Source organism: Micromonospora sp. CNZ322 (assembly GCF_007827755.1).
In genome coordinates, this window is sequence record NZ_VITD01000004.1 from 1 (window position 1) to 16575 (window position 16575).

General features: G+C 71.6%; 14 protein-coding genes, 1 tRNA gene and 1 pseudogene. 9 read left to right on the plus strand and 7 right to left on the minus strand.

All coding sequences use genetic code 11. The annotated features are described in order from the left end of the window. Positions 1 to 50: 50 nt before the first annotated feature. Positions 51 to 127: transfer RNA gene (locus FB453_RS11335), tRNA-Pro, on the minus strand. Between the two features lie 79 nt (positions 128 to 206). Next, on the minus strand, positions 207 to 1100 hold the full coding sequence (locus FB453_RS11340) for a metallophosphoesterase (RefSeq protein ID WP_145789706.1): 894 nt from the start codon (positions 1098 to 1100) through the stop codon (positions 207 to 209). A gap of 25 nt (positions 1101 to 1125) precedes the next feature. Here FB453_RS11340 and FB453_RS11345 point away from each other — a divergent pair, with 25 nt between their 5' ends. After that, positions 1126 to 1581, plus strand: coding sequence for a GatB/YqeY domain-containing protein (locus FB453_RS11345; protein ID WP_145789708.1), 456 nt, complete (start codon positions 1126 to 1128; stop codon positions 1579 to 1581). 111 nt (positions 1582 to 1692) lie between these two features. On the opposite strand, the gene FB453_RS11350 is transcribed toward FB453_RS11345, so the two are convergent. Then, positions 1693 to 4137 (minus strand): transglycosylase domain-containing protein, encoded by a 2445-nt coding sequence (locus FB453_RS11350; protein WP_145789710.1) that lies wholly within the window; start codon positions 4135 to 4137, stop codon positions 1693 to 1695. Between the two features lie 407 nt (positions 4138 to 4544). On the opposite strand from FB453_RS11350, the gene FB453_RS11355 reads away from it, so the two are divergent. Then, positions 4545 to 4865, plus strand: a complete 321-nt coding sequence (locus tag FB453_RS11355; protein WP_030328078.1) for a WhiB family transcriptional regulator — start codon at positions 4545 to 4547, stop codon at positions 4863 to 4865. A 6-nt stretch (positions 4866 to 4871) separates the two neighbouring features. Here the strand turns inward: FB453_RS11355 and bagB are convergent, their stop codons facing one another. From bagB to FB453_RS11370, 3 genes and pseudogenes are all read right to left on the minus strand, one after another. After that, complete coding sequence (gene bagB / locus FB453_RS11360) at positions 4872 to 6023, minus strand: ArsA family ATPase (protein ID WP_091403361.1); 1152 nt, start codon at positions 6021 to 6023, stop codon at positions 4872 to 4874. 53 nt (positions 6024 to 6076) lie between these two features. Beyond that, positions 6077 to 7054: an ATPase BagA gene (gene bagA, locus FB453_RS11365; RefSeq protein WP_145789712.1), complete on the minus strand. Its 978-nt coding sequence runs from the start codon at positions 7052 to 7054 to the stop codon at positions 6077 to 6079. A gap of 26 nt (positions 7055 to 7080) precedes the next feature. Further along, positions 7081 to 7650: pseudogene (locus tag FB453_RS11370) on the minus strand (Rv0361 family membrane protein); the annotation flags it as partial. A gap of 602 nt (positions 7651 to 8252) precedes the next feature. On the opposite strand from FB453_RS11370, the gene FB453_RS11375 reads away from it, so the two are divergent. The 7 genes from FB453_RS11375 to FB453_RS11400 all read left to right on the plus strand — a co-directional run bounded on the left by FB453_RS11375 (position 8253) and on the right by FB453_RS11400 (position 16244). After that, positions 8253 to 8735: a hypothetical protein gene (locus FB453_RS11375; protein WP_145789714.1), complete on the plus strand. Its 483-nt coding sequence runs from the start codon at positions 8253 to 8255 to the stop codon at positions 8733 to 8735. Positions 8736 to 8779: 44 nt separating this feature from the next. Continuing rightward, positions 8780 to 8935 (plus strand): Sp36 family protein, encoded by a 156-nt coding sequence (gene sp36 / locus FB453_RS34180; protein WP_007466198.1) that lies wholly within the window; start codon positions 8780 to 8782, stop codon positions 8933 to 8935. Further along, complete coding sequence (locus FB453_RS11380; RefSeq protein ID WP_145789716.1) at positions 8932 to 9393, plus strand: RidA family protein; 462 nt, start codon at positions 8932 to 8934, stop codon at positions 9391 to 9393. The genes sp36 and FB453_RS11380 overlap by 4 nt, the downstream gene beginning before the upstream one ends. 122 nt (positions 9394 to 9515) lie before the next feature. Then, entirely contained in the window at positions 9516 to 10352 is an 837-nt protein-coding gene (locus tag FB453_RS11385; protein ID WP_145789718.1) for an MBL fold metallo-hydrolase, read from the plus strand. Continuing rightward, positions 10349 to 13996, plus strand: coding sequence for an adenylate/guanylate cyclase domain-containing protein (locus FB453_RS11390; protein ID WP_145789720.1), 3648 nt, complete (start codon positions 10349 to 10351; stop codon positions 13994 to 13996). Before FB453_RS11385 ends, FB453_RS11390 begins: the two co-directional genes overlap by 4 nt. A 217-nt stretch (positions 13997 to 14213) precedes the next feature. Next, positions 14214 to 14717 (plus strand): hypothetical protein, encoded by a 504-nt coding sequence (locus FB453_RS11395; protein ID WP_145789722.1) that lies wholly within the window; start codon positions 14214 to 14216, stop codon positions 14715 to 14717. A 30-nt stretch (positions 14718 to 14747) separates the two neighbouring features. Next, the gene (locus FB453_RS11400) at positions 14748 to 16244 is read left to right on the plus strand and encodes a serine/threonine-protein kinase (protein ID WP_145789724.1); all 1497 of its coding nucleotides are present in this window, start codon (positions 14748 to 14750) and stop codon (positions 16242 to 16244) included. Here the strand turns inward: FB453_RS11400 and FB453_RS11405 are convergent. Then, complete coding sequence (locus FB453_RS11405; RefSeq protein WP_145789726.1) at positions 16231 to 16572, minus strand: hypothetical protein; 342 nt, start codon at positions 16570 to 16572, stop codon at positions 16231 to 16233. The genes FB453_RS11400 and FB453_RS11405 overlap by 14 nt on opposite strands. Between the last annotated feature and the right edge of the window lie 3 nt (positions 16573 to 16575).

The window sequence follows — 16575 nt, forward strand, 5'->3', positions numbered from 1 at the left end:
CCCAGGAAGCACTAGAGGGCACATCCATGGATCGGATGTGCCCTCTGACCTGGTCGGGGTGGCCGGATTCGAACCGACGACCTCTTCGTCCCGAACGAAGCGCGCTACCAAGCTGCGCCACACCCCGAGGCGTGCCGACAAATAGTAGCCCACCCGCCCCGATGGTCAAACTCGGTACCCCCGCCGCCCAGGCCAGCGGGCAGCGGTCAGCGGGGGATGAGGGTCAGGATGCTGGCCTCCGGGGGGCAGGCGAAGCGGATCGGGGCAGTCGGGTGGGTGCCGAGGCCGGCGGAGACGTGCAGCCAGGAGTCCGAGCCCGGCCACCGGTGCAGGCCGCGCGCCATCGAGCGGGGCAGGCCACAGTTGGTCACCAGCGCCCCGAAGCCGGGTACGCAGACCTGACCACCGTGGGTGTGCCCGGCCAGCAGCAGCCCGAAGCCGTCCGCCGCCATCTGGTCGAGCACCCGTGGCTCGGGTGAGTGCGTCAGCGCGATGGAGAGGTCCGCCGAGGACGACACCGCGCCGGCCACGGAGGGGTAGTCGTCCCGGTCGATGTGCGGGTCGTCGACGCCGACCAGGTCGAGCTGTCGGCCACCGGCCTTCAGCATGGTCCGGGCGTTGTTGAGGTCCGCCCAGCCGGCGCCGGTGAAGACCTGACGCAACTCCTCGTAGGGCAGATCGACGCCCTCGGTGTACTCCCGGTCGGGCAGGAAGTAGGTGAAGGGGTTCTTCAGCACCGGCCCGGTGTAGTCGTTGGAGCCGAACACGAACGCGCCCGGGTAGTCCAGCAGTGGGTGCAGGGCCCGCAGCACCCCGGGCACCGCGCCAGGGTGCGCCATGTTGTCGCCGGTGACCACCACCAGGTCGGGGTCGAGGGCGGCCAGCGATGCCACCCAGCGCTGCTTGCGCGCCTGGTCGGGCATCATGTGCAGGTCCGACAGGTGCAGCACGCGCAGCGGTTCCGCGTCGGCCGGGAGCACCGGCACGTCGTACCGCCGCAGGGTGAACATGTTGCGCTCGACGAGCGACGCGTACGCGAGGGTGGCCGCGCCGATCGTGGCGGTTCCGGCGGCGAGCCGGAATAGTGTGCGCTTTCGCATGGCGTTCAGGGTAGTTTGACCGTCCATGAGCACGCTGAAGGACCGCCTCACTGCCGACATGCGTTCCGCGCTCAAGGCGCGCGACGAGCTGACCACCTCCACGCTGCGGATGGCCCTGGCCGCCGTCGGCACCGCCGAGGTCGCCGGCAAGGCCAAGCGCGAGCTCACCGATGACGAGGTGCTCGCGGTGCTGACCAAGGAAGCCAAGAAGCGTCGGGAGGCGGCCACCGCCTTCGCCGACGCCGGGCGTGCCGAGCAGGCAGCGAAGGAGAGCGCCGAGGGTGAGGTGCTGGACCGCTACCTGCCCAAGCAGCTCTCGGACGCCGAGCTGACCGAGCTGGTGTCGGGGGCGCTCGCCGCGGGCGGCTTCAGCGGAAAGGCCCAGATGGGCCCGGCGATGAAGGCGGCACAGGCCGCGGTGGCGGGCCAGGCCGAGGGTGGCCGGGTGGCCGCCGAGGTACGCCGACAGCTCGGTCTCTGACCCAGCGGGGTCAGCGGCGCGCAGGACGTGCGCCGCCGCTCGCTGGTCCGGACAGACGGAACGGGCGGGCACCCGAGGAGGGTGCCCGCCCGTTGTGTCCTACCGGTCGGCTCAGCCGTTCGGACGGCCGTTGCCTGGTCGGCCGGGTTGGTTGCCGGGCTGGCCGCCCGGAGTGCCGTTGGTGTTGCCCGGCGTGCCGCCGCCGCTGCTGACCTGGATGGTGACCACGCCACCCTTGATCGTGCGTCCGTCCGGGCTGGTGCCGGCCGCGTCACCCGCCTTGCAGGAGGACGGCACCTTGGCGCTGGAGACGACCGGCTCGAAGCCGGCGCCCTTGAGCCGGGACTTCGCCTGATCCACCGAAACGCACTTCACGTCGGGGATGCTGCGCTGGTCACCCTCGGAGATCTTCTGGCCCGGCGGCTCGAACTGGATCCGCGGTTTGTTCTTCATGGCATCCCGCAGGGTCTCGTACACCGGCGGGTTGATGCCGTCCTTCTGGGAGTGCTTCATCTCGACGTTCGTCTGCGGCCAGTCCGGGTCGGCCATGATGCCGGCCACCGAGTACTGCTTGGTCATGGCGACCAGGGCGGCCGTCTTCTCCGAGTCGGTGGTGCCGGACTTGCCGGCCACCGGCGCGTCGACGATGCCCTTCACGACGGCGGCCGTACGGTTGCCACCGCACTTGCTGGTTCTGGAGTTGTCGCCGACTGGACAGCGGGCAGCGTCCACGGCGGCCCGGGCCACCTCGGTGCTGAACCGCTTCTCACACCGGGGGTTGGCGATGTCCAGCTTGTTGCCCTCCGGGTCCCGGATCTCCTGCACCGGGATCGGCTCGCAGTATTTGCCGTCGGCCGCCAGGGTCGCGTACGCGTTGGCCAGGTCGAGTGGGGTGGTGGAGGAGACACCAAGGGTGAAGGCGCCCCACTGGTGGGCATCGTTCTTGGTCGCGGCGAACTTGGCGTCGTTGCTCGCCCGGAACTGGATGCCGGCCCGCCGGGCGGCGTCGACCACGTTCTCCGCACCGACCTGCTGCTGGAGCGGAACGAAGTAGGTGTTGATCGACGCGCTGAAGGCGCTCCACATGTTCTGCACGCCGCCGGCCTTGAGGCCGGAGTTGGTCGGGCAGTAGAAGTGGGTGCCCTTGCAGGCTGCCGGGCTGCTGCTGTCGATGATGTATTCCGACTTGAACTGCTGCGGAGCGTTCATCGAGTAGCTGAGCGGGATGCCCTTCTCCAGGGCGGCGACGATGGTGAAGATCTTGAAGGTCGAGCCGGCCTGGTAGCCGGTGATGCCGTTGCCGCCGGTGAGCAGCGGGTTGACCGTCGCCGGGTAGTTGCCCCGGATCTTCTTCTTACTCTTCGCGGGGTCGCTGGAGAGCTTGTTCTTCGGGTTCTTCGGGTCGTCGAGCCTGAACTGCCGGTTGACCGCGAGCGCCCGCACCCGACCGGTGCCCGGCTCGACGACCGCGACCATTGCCGCTTCCTTGCTGTTCACGCTCTTGGCCTTACGGACCGCCCTGTCCGCGCCGCGTTGCGCCTGGACGTCGATCGAGGTCACGACGGTGTAGCCGCCGCTCTTCAGCCGGCGCTCACGGTCGTACGTGGTCGAGCCGAACGTCTCCTGCTCCATCCACCAGCGGTAGAAGTAGTCGCAGAAGAAGCCCCACTCGTTGACGTTGGCGGCGACGCAGCCGTTGGGGGTGCGCTTGTCCTTCACCACCAGCTTGGTCGCCTTGGCGACGTCCGCCTCCTGCTGGGTGATGGCCTTGATGTCGACCATGTTCTGGATGACGTAGTTGCGCCGATCCAGTGCGAGCGGGTAACCCGCCTCGGTGGTGGGATCGTTCGTCGTCGGCGCCTTGACCATGCCGGCCAGCAACGCCGCTTCCTCGATCTTCAGCTTGCTCGGCGGCTTACCGAAGTAGACCTGGCTGGCGGCGTAGATGCCGTACGCGCCGTTGCCGAACGAGGCCAGGTTGAGGTAGCGGGTGAGGATCTCGTCCTTGGAGAACTCCTTGTCGACCTGGAGGGCCAGCCGCATCTCGCGCAGCTTGCGGGCGCTGGTGTCCTCGGTCGCCGCGACGACGTCCGCCGGGTGGGTGGCCGAGTAGGCGATGGCCAGTCGGACGTACTGCATGGTCAGCGTCGACGCGCCCTGCCGGCCGGAGCCTTCGCTCTGGTTGTTGACGAACGCGCGGGCGACACCGTTGATGTCGACGCCGTTGTGCTTGTAGAAGTCATGGTCCTCGGCCGCGATGATGGCCTTCTGCATGAACGGCGAGATGTCGGCGAGCTTCACGTCACGCCGGTTCTCGTCGTACATCGTCGCGAGCGGTGTCTTGCCGTCCGATGCCAGCAGGTAGCTGATCTGTGGCGCGCGGGCCACCGTCAGCTCCGTGGGCAGGGCACCGAATGTCTCGGCGCCGGCCTTCGCGGCCAAGCCGGACATCGCTACCGCGGGGAAGGCCGCCGCAGCGACCACCACGCCGGCCAGCAGGCCACACACGGCTAGCGATGCGGCGTTGGTCAGCACATTGTGGTCACGTTTCCGCATCCAGGTCACCTCGACAGGGTACGCGAGTAGGGAACGAGGGGCGCTGGGGCGTTCTTTCCCCATTTCCTGCGTGCGCTGCCCTCGTTGTGCTAAACGCACGACCCCCGGTGCTTGGTTGCGTGTGACCTGGCGTGAGTCTCCTCCGATTCAGTGAGGCGGCGCAGCGTTATCGCTGACCTCGGCGGGGTAACCGGCGGTCGAACGCCCGGGAAGCCGGGAGTGTCCGGAATGATGGATTTCGTCGACAACGTTGCGTAATCAGTCGACTACAGAGCATGATGGGGGCGGCGACAGCGCCACATGTCGTCCGCGCCGCCTTGGGGAAGGCAGGCCGGGCGATCGGGGGGAATTGCCGGCTGGCGTGCATCGACGAGGTCGGTAGGTACTGCAAGGGGGGACGTGTACACATGGGCATGATCACTGACTGGCCGTCGCTGGCGGCATGTCAGAACGGGGACCCGGACGCGTTGTTCGTACAGGGCGCCGAACAGAACGTGGCGAAGCGGATCTGCCGGAGCTGCCCAGTTCGGTACGAGTGCCTGGCCGACGCGCTGGACAACCGGATCGAGTTCGGTGTGTGGGGCGGCATGACCGAACGCGAACGGCGGGCGCTACTGCGTCGTCACCCGCAGGTGACGAGCTGGCGCAAGATGTTCGAGGCCGCGATGAAGAAGAACAGCAAGGACAAGGCCGGCAAGGACAAGATTCTCGTCAGCGCGGCCAACTGACGCCGGTCACGGCCGGCTGATCGCCGCGCCGATCGTCCGTAGCCCGTCGACGTCGTGCACGTCGGCGGGCTGCGCCGTGACCGAAACCGCCGGCACGGCAGGGAACGCCTCGGTGAAGCGCGCGGCGACCTGCTGCTCGCGTACCGCCTGGCGAGCCAACGCCGCGTGCGCCCGCAGCACGTCGGCGGTGGCCTCATGCCCACCCAGCTGGGTCAGCCGCTCGGCGGCGACTCGGCTCTGCTCGGCGTCCAGCTCCGGGACCGCCGGGCGGTGTACCCGGTTGAGCACCAGGCCGGCCAGCGGCATCCGCTCGTCCCGCAGCCGGCCCGCGAAATAGGCGGCCTCCCGGACCGCGTCCGGCTCCGGCGTCGCGACCAGCAGAAAGGCCGTCTCCCGCGCCTGCAGGATGCGGTACGTCTGCTCGGCGCGCTGCCGGAAACCACCGAACATCGAATCCAGTGCCGCCACGAAGCCGGACAGGTCGGTGAGCAGCTGCGCGCCGAGCACCTTCTGCACCACCTTCGAGAACATCCCGAACGAGGCCGTGACCAGGCTGAACATGCTCCGGCCGCCGCTGCGCGCCGGGGCCAGCAGCAGCCGCAGCATCCGGCCGTCAAGGAAACGGGAGAGCCGAGCCGGCGCATCCAGGAAGTCCAGTGCCGAGCGGGACGGTGGAGTGTCCACCACGATCAGGTCCCATTCGCCCCGGGCGTGCAACTGGCCCAGCTTCTCCATCGCCATGTATTCCTGCGTGCCGGCGAAGGTCGAGCTCATCGCCTGGTAGAACGGGTTCGCGAAGATCTCCGCGGCCTTCGTCGGGTCGGTGTGCTGCAACACCACGTCGTCGAAGGTGCGCTTCATGTCGAGCATCATGGCGTGCAACTCGCCGCCGCTGCTCTCGACGTCGATCCCCTTGACCTGGCGGGGGGTGTTGTCCAGCTCGGTCAGGCCCAGTGACTGGGCCAGCCGGCGGGCCGGGTCGATGGTGAGCACCACAGTGCGCCGGCCGTGGTGCTCGGCGGCCCGCAGCGCCAGCGCCGCGGCCGTGGTCGTCTTTCCCACTCCGCCGGCACCGCAGCACACGACGATCCGCACGCCTGGGTCGGCGAGGATCTGGTCGACGTCCAGCTGCGGCGCCGCGTCTTCGGAAGGCACCAATCGAGCGTATCGGGCCGGTGGGTCCGCGCGCCCGTGCTGCGCTCAGGTGTGAGTCATTCGGCGCGGACGAGGGCCTGGGCCAGGGTCGCGAGCCCCGCCCGATCAACCCCGTCGGGCAGCAACGGCAACTCGATCATCGGCAGCCCCAACTCCACCAGGTCGGCGCGGAGCGAATCTTCCAGTTCACGCCGGATGAGCTGATCACGTGCCTCATCGTGCAATCCGGCCACGATGTCCCGATCGGCCGGCAGCCCGGCGGCGACCAGCCCGCGCCTCAACTCCGCGGCGGTGACCGCCGCTCCGGCGGGCAGCGGCGGCCGGACTCCGTTGACGAGCACCTTCCCGACGCCGAAGCCGAGGGCGGTCAGGTCGGCGATCGCGTCGACCGTCTCCTGGATCGGCATCTCCTCGAGCAGCGTGACCACGTGCACCGCGGTCATCGGGGACCGCAGCAACGCGGCGACCCCCTCGCTCTGGGTCTTGATCGGGCCCACCTTGGCCAGCCGGGCGGTCTCCGCCGTCACGTTGAGGAACCGGCCGATCCGCCCGGTCGGCGGGGCGTCCAGCACCACCGCGTCGTACGCGCGCCGCTGCCCGGTGGTGCGGGTGGTGGCCTCCTTCACCTTGCCGGTGAGGAGGACGTCCCGCAGGCCGGGCGCGATGGTGGTGGCGAAGTCGATGGCGCCGAGCTTGCGCAGTGCCCGGCCCGCCGCGCCCAGTTTGTAGAACATGTCCAGGTACTCGAGCAGCGCCTCCTCGGCGTCCACCGCGAGCGCGCGCACCTCACCGCCGTCCGCCGCATCGGCGAGGTGCCGCTCCTCGTAGGGCAGCGGCTCGATGCCGAACAGTTGGGCGATGCCCTGCCGCCCCTCGACCTCGACCAGCAGGGTGCGCCGGCCGCCGGCGGCGAGCGCGAGGGCCAGCGCCGCCGCCACGCTGGTCTTACCGGTGCCGCCCTTGCCGGTCACCACGTGGAGACGGGCGGGCCACCCGGTACCGGCCGGGTCGATCGGACGCTCAGCTGCACACACCCGTCGAGCCTATCCAGGCTGGCCGGTCAGGCGACCTCGCAGACCCACCAACCCGTCTTCTGCACCACAGTGAAGCGCAACTCCTGGTCGGCCACCTTCTCGTCGGCGGTGGTCATGGTGAGCCGGGTGGAGACGGTGGCCCGTTCCCCGGTCTGGTTGTCCACCTTCGGGGTGGTCCACCGGAAGCGCGGGTTCTGGTAGGTGGAGGCGTACTTCTCCACCTCGGCAACCTTCGCAGCGATCTTGTCGTCGTCGCGGGAAGCGGCGCAGACGCGCCCGGCCGCCTTTGTCGCGTCGCGATCCTTGTAGACAGCGGTGAGGAACTCGTCGACGGCGACCGCCGGCTCCTTGGCGCCCTCGCCGGTCTCGGCATCGCGCAGGGTCAGGAAGGCCACCACGCCGCCCCCCACGCAGAGCACCATGATCACGACCAGGGCGATCGCCGCGATCAGCAGACCACGCTTCTTCTTCGGCTCGGCCGTGCCCGGATAGGGCGGATAGGCCGGCGGTGCCGCGGGGATCGACGAGGGGTTCGGGGTACCCGGCTGCGTCGGTGCGGTGGCCGAGGTGGGGCCACCAGGCCCTTCCGGCTGCCCGGCGCCGCCGAGCTGCCCCGGGAAGGCCGGCTGGCTGGGGCCGCCGGGCTGCCCCGGGAAAGCCGGTGAGGTGGGGGCGGCGGAGAGTGCCGGCTGGGCGGGGGAGGCGGGGAGAGCGAGCTGCCCAGGCGGTGCAGCGGGGGTCGACTGGCTGGGGATGATCGGCGCGCCGGGCTGACCGGCGGGATCCGGGTGTGCCGGTGGGTGAGCGGGTGTGCCGGCCTGGTCGCCGCTGGGCGGGTGGGTCATGTCGTTCCCCCAGGGGTGCGGCGCCCGCCGCCACCCCTGGCGCCGAGCGTGATCGAGCGGGCGGCCGGGCGCTGCGCGACCGTCCGACCGGAAGGGTAGCGGTCGATGACCGGGTCGGTGTCGCCCCTGCCTGTCGAGTGGCCCAGCGATCCGGTGAGCGGTACCCGCGTCGGTTTCGGTGTCGGGCCCCCGACCTGCGGTGTGTCGCATATGTGACTGTTGGTGGCTTCTTGTGCGCGTCCTGTTGGCGGGACCGCGGCGACAGACCTACCTTCGTCCCGGTGCGGGGGCCGGAACGGACGAATGGGTCCGGGCCGGAAGCATGGTCCGAGAGGTACGACCGGAGGCAGTGCATGCGCGACGCGGACAACATCCCTCGCACCCAGTTCCCGGCGAACGACCGGCCCCGCCGGCTCGGGTCCGTGGTCGACGCCGGCGGGCAGGTCACCAACCAGCCGATCAACGAACGGTCGTACCGCCGGATGTCGGAGCAGGCGGAGACGGCCCGGATGCCGAGCCAGCCCGCCGAGCGGACCCGCGAGGACGACGAGCCGGGCTTCGTCATCCACCTGCCGATCCGGGTGCCGAATCTGGCGGCGGCGACCGTGCTGGCCGGTCGGGTTGCGGTGTCCCTGGGCTTCCTGCCCGAGTTGGACGCCGGCGAAACCACCGTCTCCAACGCCGACGATCAGAACAACCGGCACCGGGTTTTCTGTGACCTGCTGCTGCCCGACCGGTCCCGCTGCCCCCAGGGGTACGAGCACGAGGGGCGCTGCGGGGAGCTGCCGGCCGCGCCGGAGCAGCGTCCCGTACCTCGTCCGGCCAGCGGACCGTAGGCTGTCCCTCGAACAATTCCGCACCGAGAGGGAGCCCTTCAGCGATGCAGAAGTGGGAATACTCCACGGTCCCGCTGCTGGTCCACGCGACCAAGCAGATCCTCGACAACTGGGGCGAGGACGGGTGGGAGCTCGTCGCCGTGGTCCCCGGCCCGAATCCGGACCAGCTGGTCGCCTACCTGAAGCGGCCCAAGGCGTGAGCAACGGTCCGCACGCGAAGCTCGCCGAGCTGGGTCTCGAACTGCCCGAGGTCGTGCCGCCGGTGGCCAGTTACGTCCCGGCCGTGCAGTCCGGGCAGCACGTGTACGTTTCCGGCCAGTTGCCGATGGCCGAGGGCAAGTTGCTGGCTACCGGCAAGGTCGGCGCCGGGATCTCCGCCGAGCAGGCGAAGGACCTGGCCCAGCGGTGCGCGCTCAACGCGCTGGCCGCTGTCGACTCGCTGGTCGGCCTGGAGAACGTGGTGAAGGTGGTCAAGGTGACCGGGTTCGTGGCCTCCGCGCCCGGCTTCACCGGTCAGCCCGCCGTGATCAACGGCGCCTCGGATCTCTTCGGCACCGTCTTCGGGGAGGCTGGCCGGCACGCGCGCAGCGCGGTGGGCGTGGCCGAGTTGCCCCTGGACGCCCCGGTGGAGATCGAGCTGATCGTCGAGGTCGCCTGACGCGTCCCATCGCCCCGCGATCTTGCACTTTCTGCTCGGACGAAAGCCCTGAACCGGGATGAATCAGGGGCCGCAAGTGCAGGATCGTGGGGTGTGGCGGGCGGGGTCGTACGATCGCAGCCATGAGCGGGCACGTGACGGGGGCGGTGGCGGCGCTTGCCGACGAGTTGCCCCGCTGGGTTTCACTGCTGCGTGCGCCGAACCCGGGGCCGATGACCCTCGACGGCACCAACACCTGGGTGCTGCGCGCGCCGGCGGCCGAGTCGGGCATCGTGGTCGACCCGGGGCCGGCGGACGAGGGGCACCTGACCCGGATCGCCGAGCACGGCCCGGTCGGGCTGATTCTGATCACGCACGGCCACCCCGACCACACTGAGGGCGCGGCCCGGCTGAGTGAGCTGCTCGGCGGCGTGCACGTGCTCGCCGTCGACCCGGCGCACACCATCGGCGGCGAGCCGCTGACCGAGCCGGGCGAGTACTTCGGCGGCTTCGGTCTGCACATCAGCCTGTTGCAGACGCCAGGGCATACCGCCGACTCGGTCTGTTTCCTGGTCGAGCACGGCGACGAGCGGGTGGTGCTCACCGGTGACACCATCCTCGGCCGGGGCACCACCGTGGTCGCCCATCCCGACGGGCACCTCGGTGACTACCTGAGCAGCCTGGAGCTGCTGTCCGCGTACCGGGGGATTCCGGCGCTGCCTGGACACGGCCCGGCACTGGCCGACTGCGCCGCCGCCGCCGACTTCTACCTCGCCCACCGCCGGGCCCGGCTCGACCAGGTCCGGGCGGCGGTCGCCGCCGGCGCCCACACCCCCGCCGACGTGGTGGCGACGGTCTACGCGGACGTGGACCGCTCACTCTGGTGGGCGGCCGAATGGTCGGTCCGGGCCCAGCTGGAGTATCTGGGCGTCGACACCGGGGAATCCGCGCCCGGGGTCAGTGGGTTGGAGCACATGTGACCTGCCCCGTGTGTGGAACCGTTGCCGTTCCCGGCGCGCGGTTCTGCCACAACTGTGGCGCCGCGCTGCCGGCCGCCGCCACGTTGCCGGCGGCCGAGCGCCGGGTGGTCACCGTGCTCTTCGGTGACCTCTCCGAGTTCACCTCCTGGTCGGAGGATCTCGACCCGGAACGCGTCGGTGCGGTCACCGACCGGGTGCTCGCCGCCCTCGCCGGTGCGGTGAAGACCTTCGGCGGGCACGTCGACAAGCTGACCGGTGACGGCATCATGGCGGTCTTCGGCGCCCCGGTGGCGCACGAGGACGACGCCGAACGTGCCGTCCGGGCCGCCCTGTCCATGCAGCGGGCCGTCCGCCGGGTGCTCGACGACGAGCGGGGCGGCGGCGCGCCGCTCGGGCTGCGGGTCGGGCTGAACACCGGAGACGTCATCGCGGGCATCCAGGCCGCGATTGAATACACGGTCATCGGCGACACGGTGAACACCGCGGCCCGGCTCGCCGACGCCGCCGCCGTCGGGGCCGTCTACGCCGGTGGACGCACCGCCGCGGCCACCCGGCACGTCTCCTCCTGGCGGGCACTGCGCCCGCTGCGGCTCAAGGGCAAGCGTGAGCCGGTCGAGGCGTACGAGCTGCTGGGTCTGCTGGACGCGCCGGGCACCCGCTCGGGGCTCGGCGACGAGGCGCCGTACGTCGGCCGGGAGACGGAGATCGGTCGGGTCGCGGGCCGGCTCGCCGAGGTGATTGACCAGGGCGACCCACGGGTGCTGCTGATGACCGCCGAGGCGGGCATCGGCAAGTCCCGGTTCGCCGCCGAGGTGGAGCGCCTCGCCGCCGGGTACGACGTCGGTGCTGGTCGGTACGCGGCACACACCGGGGCCCGGGTGCTCTCGGTGCGCTGTGCCGCGTTCGGGGAGCGGCGACGCCTCGCACCCCTGGCCGATCTGGTGCGGGCCGCCGTCGGTCTGCCCAGCGACGCGTCCACAGCGCTGACCCGCCCGGCGGTCGAGGAGCGGCTGCGCCGGCTCGGGCAGCGGCTCGCCCGCTCCGGTGCGGAGACACCGCCGATCGCCACGGAACAGCTGCTGGCCCTGCTCGGCTACGCCGAACTCCCGGCCCACGGTGGCAGCGACAGCGGTGAGTGGGGCGGATCGGGCACTCCGGCAGCGGACGCCGAGGTGGTGCCGAACGCGGTCGCCGACCTGCTCAGTGGGCTCGCCTCGGAGGCGCCGCTGGTGATCGTGGTGGACGACCTGCACGACGCCACCGCCGAGACGATCAGTGCCCTCGGGTTGACCCTGTCCAGGCTCACCGGCCCGGTGCTGGTGCTGCTGCTCGGCCGCCCCGAGCTGGTGCGTACCGCTGGCGCGCTGACCCGGGTCGCGGACGCCGAGGTGCACTCGCTGCCGCCGCTGCGCGGTGCCGACGCGGCCCGGCTGCTCACTAGTTACCTCGGCGGCGGCAAGCTGCCGCAGGCCGACACCGACCGGTTGCTCGCCACGGCGCAGGGCAATCCGTTCTACCTGGCTGAGCTTGTCACCCTGCTTATCGAACGGGGCGCGCTCACCACCGAATCAGTGCGCGGTGCCGCCTCGACGCGGGCTGCCGCGGTGGATCGGTCCGGCTCCGGCGAGCGGGAGCAGGGCGGGTCGACCGGCTGGCGGCTGGTGCCAGGTTCGCTGGGCAGCCGGCTGCTCTCCCGGGACCTCGCCGCCGTGCTCGCGGCCCGGATCGACGCGTTGCCGCCGGACGCCCGGTCGGTGCTGCGCGACGCGGCGGTCACCGGCGACACGGTGCCGACCGGCGCGCTGGAGGCGATGCGGGAGCAACGCGGCGGTCGCGACGGTCGGCCGTCGGCAGTGGTCGCGGTCGAGCTCGACCGGGCAGTCGAGGAGTTGCTGCAACGCCGCATGCTGCACCGCTCGCGTGCCGGCTACTCGTTCGCCACACCGCTCATGCGGGAGGCCGCGTACGCAGGGGTGAGCAAGGCCGAGTTGGCCGAGCGGCACGCGGCGCTGGCCCGCTGGGCGGCGCCGGCGGACGAGACCACGGCCAGCACGGTGGGCGGGTTCACCGACGAGGCACGCGACGACTTCGTGGCGACGCACGTCGAGCGGGCCGCCACGCTCGCCGACGCGGTGAAGCTGCGCCCGGACGCGCCGGCCCGGGCGGTGGTTCCGCTCGGCGTCGCCGCGCTCGGCCGGGCCGCCCGCCGGTCGCTCTCCGCCGGTGAGCCGGCAATGGCGGTCGAGTACGCCGAGCGCGCCACCGAACTGGCCCGCGACGGGGTGCCGGCAGCCGATCGGGTGGTGCACGCGCGGGCGTTGCTCCAGATCGGCCGGGTCACCGACGCGTTGGCGTACGCCGAGAAGATCGCCGCGAACGCGGGGGACGAGGCCACCCGGGTCAGCGCCCTGCTGTTGGCGGGGCAGGCCCAGGAGACCCTCGGCGATCAGGGCCGGGCGGTGACCGCATGGCAGGAGGCCTTGCAGGTCGCCACCGAGGGTCGGCTGCCCACGCAGCGCGCCACGGCGATGCGCCGGCTCGGCATGGCCGACTTCGTGGCCGGGCGGCTGAGTCAGGCGAGCAGCCGGTTGGCAGCCGCGTACCAGGTCAGCCTCGGTGCGCAGGACCGACGCGGGCAGGCGTGGTCCCTGCAGAACCTGGCCTGGGTGACCACCACCCGGGGTGACTTCGCCGGGACCGACGCGGTGCTCGGCCGGGCCGCCCGACTCTTCGCCGAGCTGAAGGACCCGTACGGGCGGGCCTGGCTGCGCGGCACCACGGCGTTCGCCCGGCTGCTCGCCGGCCGACTGCGCGAGGCGTGTCGGATGGCGCAGGTGTTCCTGCCGTTCGGCGAGCGGGTCGGTGAGGCGTGGGCGGTGGGCACGTTGCGCGCGGTGGCGGCGTTCGCCACGGCCGAGCTGGGTGACCTGGCCGAGGCGGACCGGGAGGCCCGGCGGGCGTACCGGGAGTTCGCCGCCGCGTCCGACGACTGGGGGCGCGGGTTCGCCCTGGTGGTCCGGGCGGTGGTGGCGCGCGGCCTGGGCGAGCCGGAGCACGCCGCCGACCTGCTCACCGACGCCCTGGCGTACGCGGAGCGCACCTCGCATCCGCTGCTCACCGGGATGGCCGGCACACTGCGCGGCTTCGTCGCGTTGGACATGGGCGACTGCGAGACGGCCGAGCGGGTGGCCCGCGCGGTGCTGACCGCCGTGGAGCCGCACAACCCGCAGGCTCCGGCGCAGGTGGCGCCCCGGGTGCTGCTGGCGACGGCCCGTCTCGCCGCCGGCGACTCGGCGACAGCGGTCGGGCTGCTCGCCCCGGTGGCCACGGCCGCCGCGAACGCACCCTCGCTGCTCTTCTCCCGCCGCCAGACGATGGCTCAGTACGCTGCGGCGCTGCTCGCGCACGGGCAGCGGGAGCAGGCGTTGGACTGGGCACGTCGTGCGGTCACCGCACCGGCCGAGGACGTACGCAGCCAGGTGATCGCGGCGAGTGTGCTGGCCGAGGCGTTGGCCGCCTGCGGTCGCCCGGCGGAGGCGGTGTCCTGCGCGCAGGAGGCGGTCCGCCTGGCGTACGCCACCGAGCAGCGCAGCGAACGAGCCGCAGCCGACGCCCTGCACACCCGCCTGACCGCCCTGGTCTAACCCACCCCTCACCCATCCCCACCGCACCCCACCGTTGATCATGAAGTTATTGCCCCGACACGCCGACGTGCAGGGCAATAACTTCATGATCAACGCGACCCTGGGGGTGCAGGTTCTGCCGGTTCTGGGGATGTGGTGGTCTCGGGGAGCGGCTAGCGTGTCACCACCGCGTACGGGTCCACATTGGGGACCGTCGCCGTGCCTGGGGAGGCCGTTCATGAAGCTGCCGCGATCCATCGCGGGCTGGACCATCGCGGTCTTCGGCGTGTTGGCGCTGGTGATGGGCGCGGTTGGGCTGCTCTGGCCGGAGGCGCAGCTGCGCATGCTCGGGTTCGAGGTGCCGGCGACGCGGTCCGTCGGTGACCACACCGGGACGTTCCTGCTGGCGTCCTCGATGGCGGCCTTCAACATGGGCGTCTACTACCTGCTCGCCACGGTGACCGAGTGGCGGGTGTTCTACCGGTTCACAGTGGTCTTCCGGCTGGTCACGTTCACCGTGTTCACCATCGCGGTGCTGGCCGACATCGCTCCCGACCGGTTCTTCGGTGTGGCGGCGTGGGAAGGGCTGGGCGCCGTGGCCACCGCCATCGGTCTGCGTCTGGACGCCCGGCGGGGCATCCCGGCCGGCGGGGTCGGTTCGTCCGAGGGTGCCGGGACGATCGCGGTCGCCGAGGAGGGTACCGGTCCCGCCGGTGCGGCTCCGGCGGACGCGGTGCGCTGAGCCATCGGTCGGGTTGGGTATTTTCGAGCGGTGACCGACACCCCGACCGGCGGCCTGCCAGTGCCGATCGTGCCCGGCCTGACTGATTTGCGGGTCTTTGCCCGGGGCGGGTACGCGACCGTCTACCAGGCCACCCAGATCTCCGTGGGTCGCGAGGTCGCCGTCAAGGTGGAGAACCGGACGCTGGACAGCGAGCGCGATCAGGCCCGCTTCCTGCGCGAGGCGCGGGCGGCGGGCCGGATGTCGTCCCACCCGCACGTGGTGGACCTTTTCGACGTCGGGGTCACCGTCGATCAGCACCCCTACCTGATCATGGAGCTCTGCGACGGCTCGTACGCCGAACGGATGCGCACCTCGCCGCTCGGCCCGGTGGAGGCTCGCGACCTCGGCATCAAGATCGCGGACGCGCTGGCCCACTCGCACGCCGCCGGGGTGCTGCACCGGGACGTGAAACCGGCCAACATCCTCCACTCGCATTTCAACTCGGCGGTGCTCGCCGACTTCGGGCTCGCCGTCCTCGCCGAGCACCGGGACGCCTCGGTCACCCTGGAGGTGCTCACCCCGGCGTACGCGCCGCCGGAGATGTTCAGCCACAGCCCGCCGTCACCGGCCGTCGACGTGTACGCGCTCTGCGCCACCCTCTACGCGGTGATGCACGGCCGGCCGCCGCGCTGGCAGTCCGAGCGCAACCCGAGCCTTGTCACCGTGCTGGAGATGTTCAACCAGCCGCTCCCCGCCCTGCCCGGGGTGCCGGACGAGCTGATCGACGTGCTGCGCGTCGGCATGGCCAACGATCCGGGCGAGCGTCCCTCCGCCCTGGAGTTGCACGACCTGCTCACCAACCTGCCACTCGGCTCGCCGGCGACACCGGTCAGCGGCGCTCCGGTCAGCGGTGCCGCGACGCTCTCCGGCCCGTACGCGGCCAGCCAGCCGGTGCCCCGACCGCCCATCGAGGACACTCAGCGAACCGACCCCGCCGGTCGACGGTGGCGGCGCTGGCTCTTCGGCGGCGCCGGGGTGCTCGCGCTCGCCGCCTCCGCGACCGCCGGGGCCTGGGTCGCCGACCGGGCGCCACCACCCGCCCCGTACCCGTCGGCCACCCAGATCGCCGCACCGGCTACCGGGCCGCTGCCCGGCTGTGCGACCGGCACCGGTGCGCCCACCGCCCTGCCCGAGGGTGCCCGGTGCCTGCCCGAGCTGGAGTGCTTCGGCCCGATGCGGATCCGCGGCAGCCGCGCCGAGGCGGCTCGGTTGTCCTGCGCCGGCCGACACACCTGGGAGACGTACGCCGAGGGCATCCTGCCGGTGTCGCTGGTCGGCGCCGACTATGACGAGGTGGCCGCCGCTGAGCCGGTGCGGCAGGTGTGCAGCGCGAGGACGTTCGGGTTGACCACCGGGATCGCCGAGGCGACCGGTTGGCACCTGGAGGTGCTACCTCCGGTCGACGGCAGCATCGACCGGACCTACCGGTGTCTGGCGGGGCGCGGTGTGGACGCGCTCTCCGCGCCCACGCTCACCGGCCGCTGAGCCCGTTCGACCCGCGGCGGCGGTCACGCACCGCACGCAACGCGTCCCGGGGGTCCATGGCGTCGAGGGTGTCCGCGTCGATCCCGTACGGCATCAGCTCGGGCGGCCCGAGGGCTGCCGACCGGTCCGCCGGCTCCGGATCGTCGACCTGCCGAGCGGCGGAGACGGCAACCCCGGCGATCATGGTCATTAGCACGCAGAGCAGCGCGAGAACCACGCCGAGGAGGTCCTGTCGGCGCCACACCACCAGCATGACCAGCGGCGCAAGGGCTCCAAGCGCCGCGAGCACCGCCACCGTGCGCGCATCAGGTCTGGACAATCGGCTCACCCG

Coding starts and splice junctions, on each gene's coding strand:
- sp36 (WP_007466198.1), top strand. CDS start 8,780: ATGCAGAAGTGGGAATACTCCACGGTCCCGCTGCTGGTCCACGCGACC.
- FB453_RS11395 (WP_145789722.1), top strand. CDS start 14,214: ATGAAGCTGCCGCGATCCATCGCGGGCTGGACCATCGCGGTCTTCGGC.
- FB453_RS11345 (WP_145789708.1), top strand. CDS start 1,126: ATGAGCACGCTGAAGGACCGCCTCACTGCCGACATGCGTTCCGCGCTC.
- FB453_RS11340 (WP_145789706.1), bottom strand. CDS start 1,100: ATGCGAAAGCGCACACTATTCCGGCTCGCCGCCGGAACCGCCACGATC.
- FB453_RS11385 (WP_145789718.1), top strand. CDS start 9,516: ATGAGCGGGCACGTGACGGGGGCGGTGGCGGCGCTTGCCGACGAGTTG.
- FB453_RS11355 (WP_030328078.1), top strand. CDS start 4,545: ATGGGCATGATCACTGACTGGCCGTCGCTGGCGGCATGTCAGAACGGG.
- FB453_RS11375 (WP_145789714.1), top strand. CDS start 8,253: ATGCGCGACGCGGACAACATCCCTCGCACCCAGTTCCCGGCGAACGAC.
- FB453_RS11350 (WP_145789710.1), bottom strand. CDS start 4,137: ATGCGGAAACGTGACCACAATGTGCTGACCAACGCCGCATCGCTAGCC.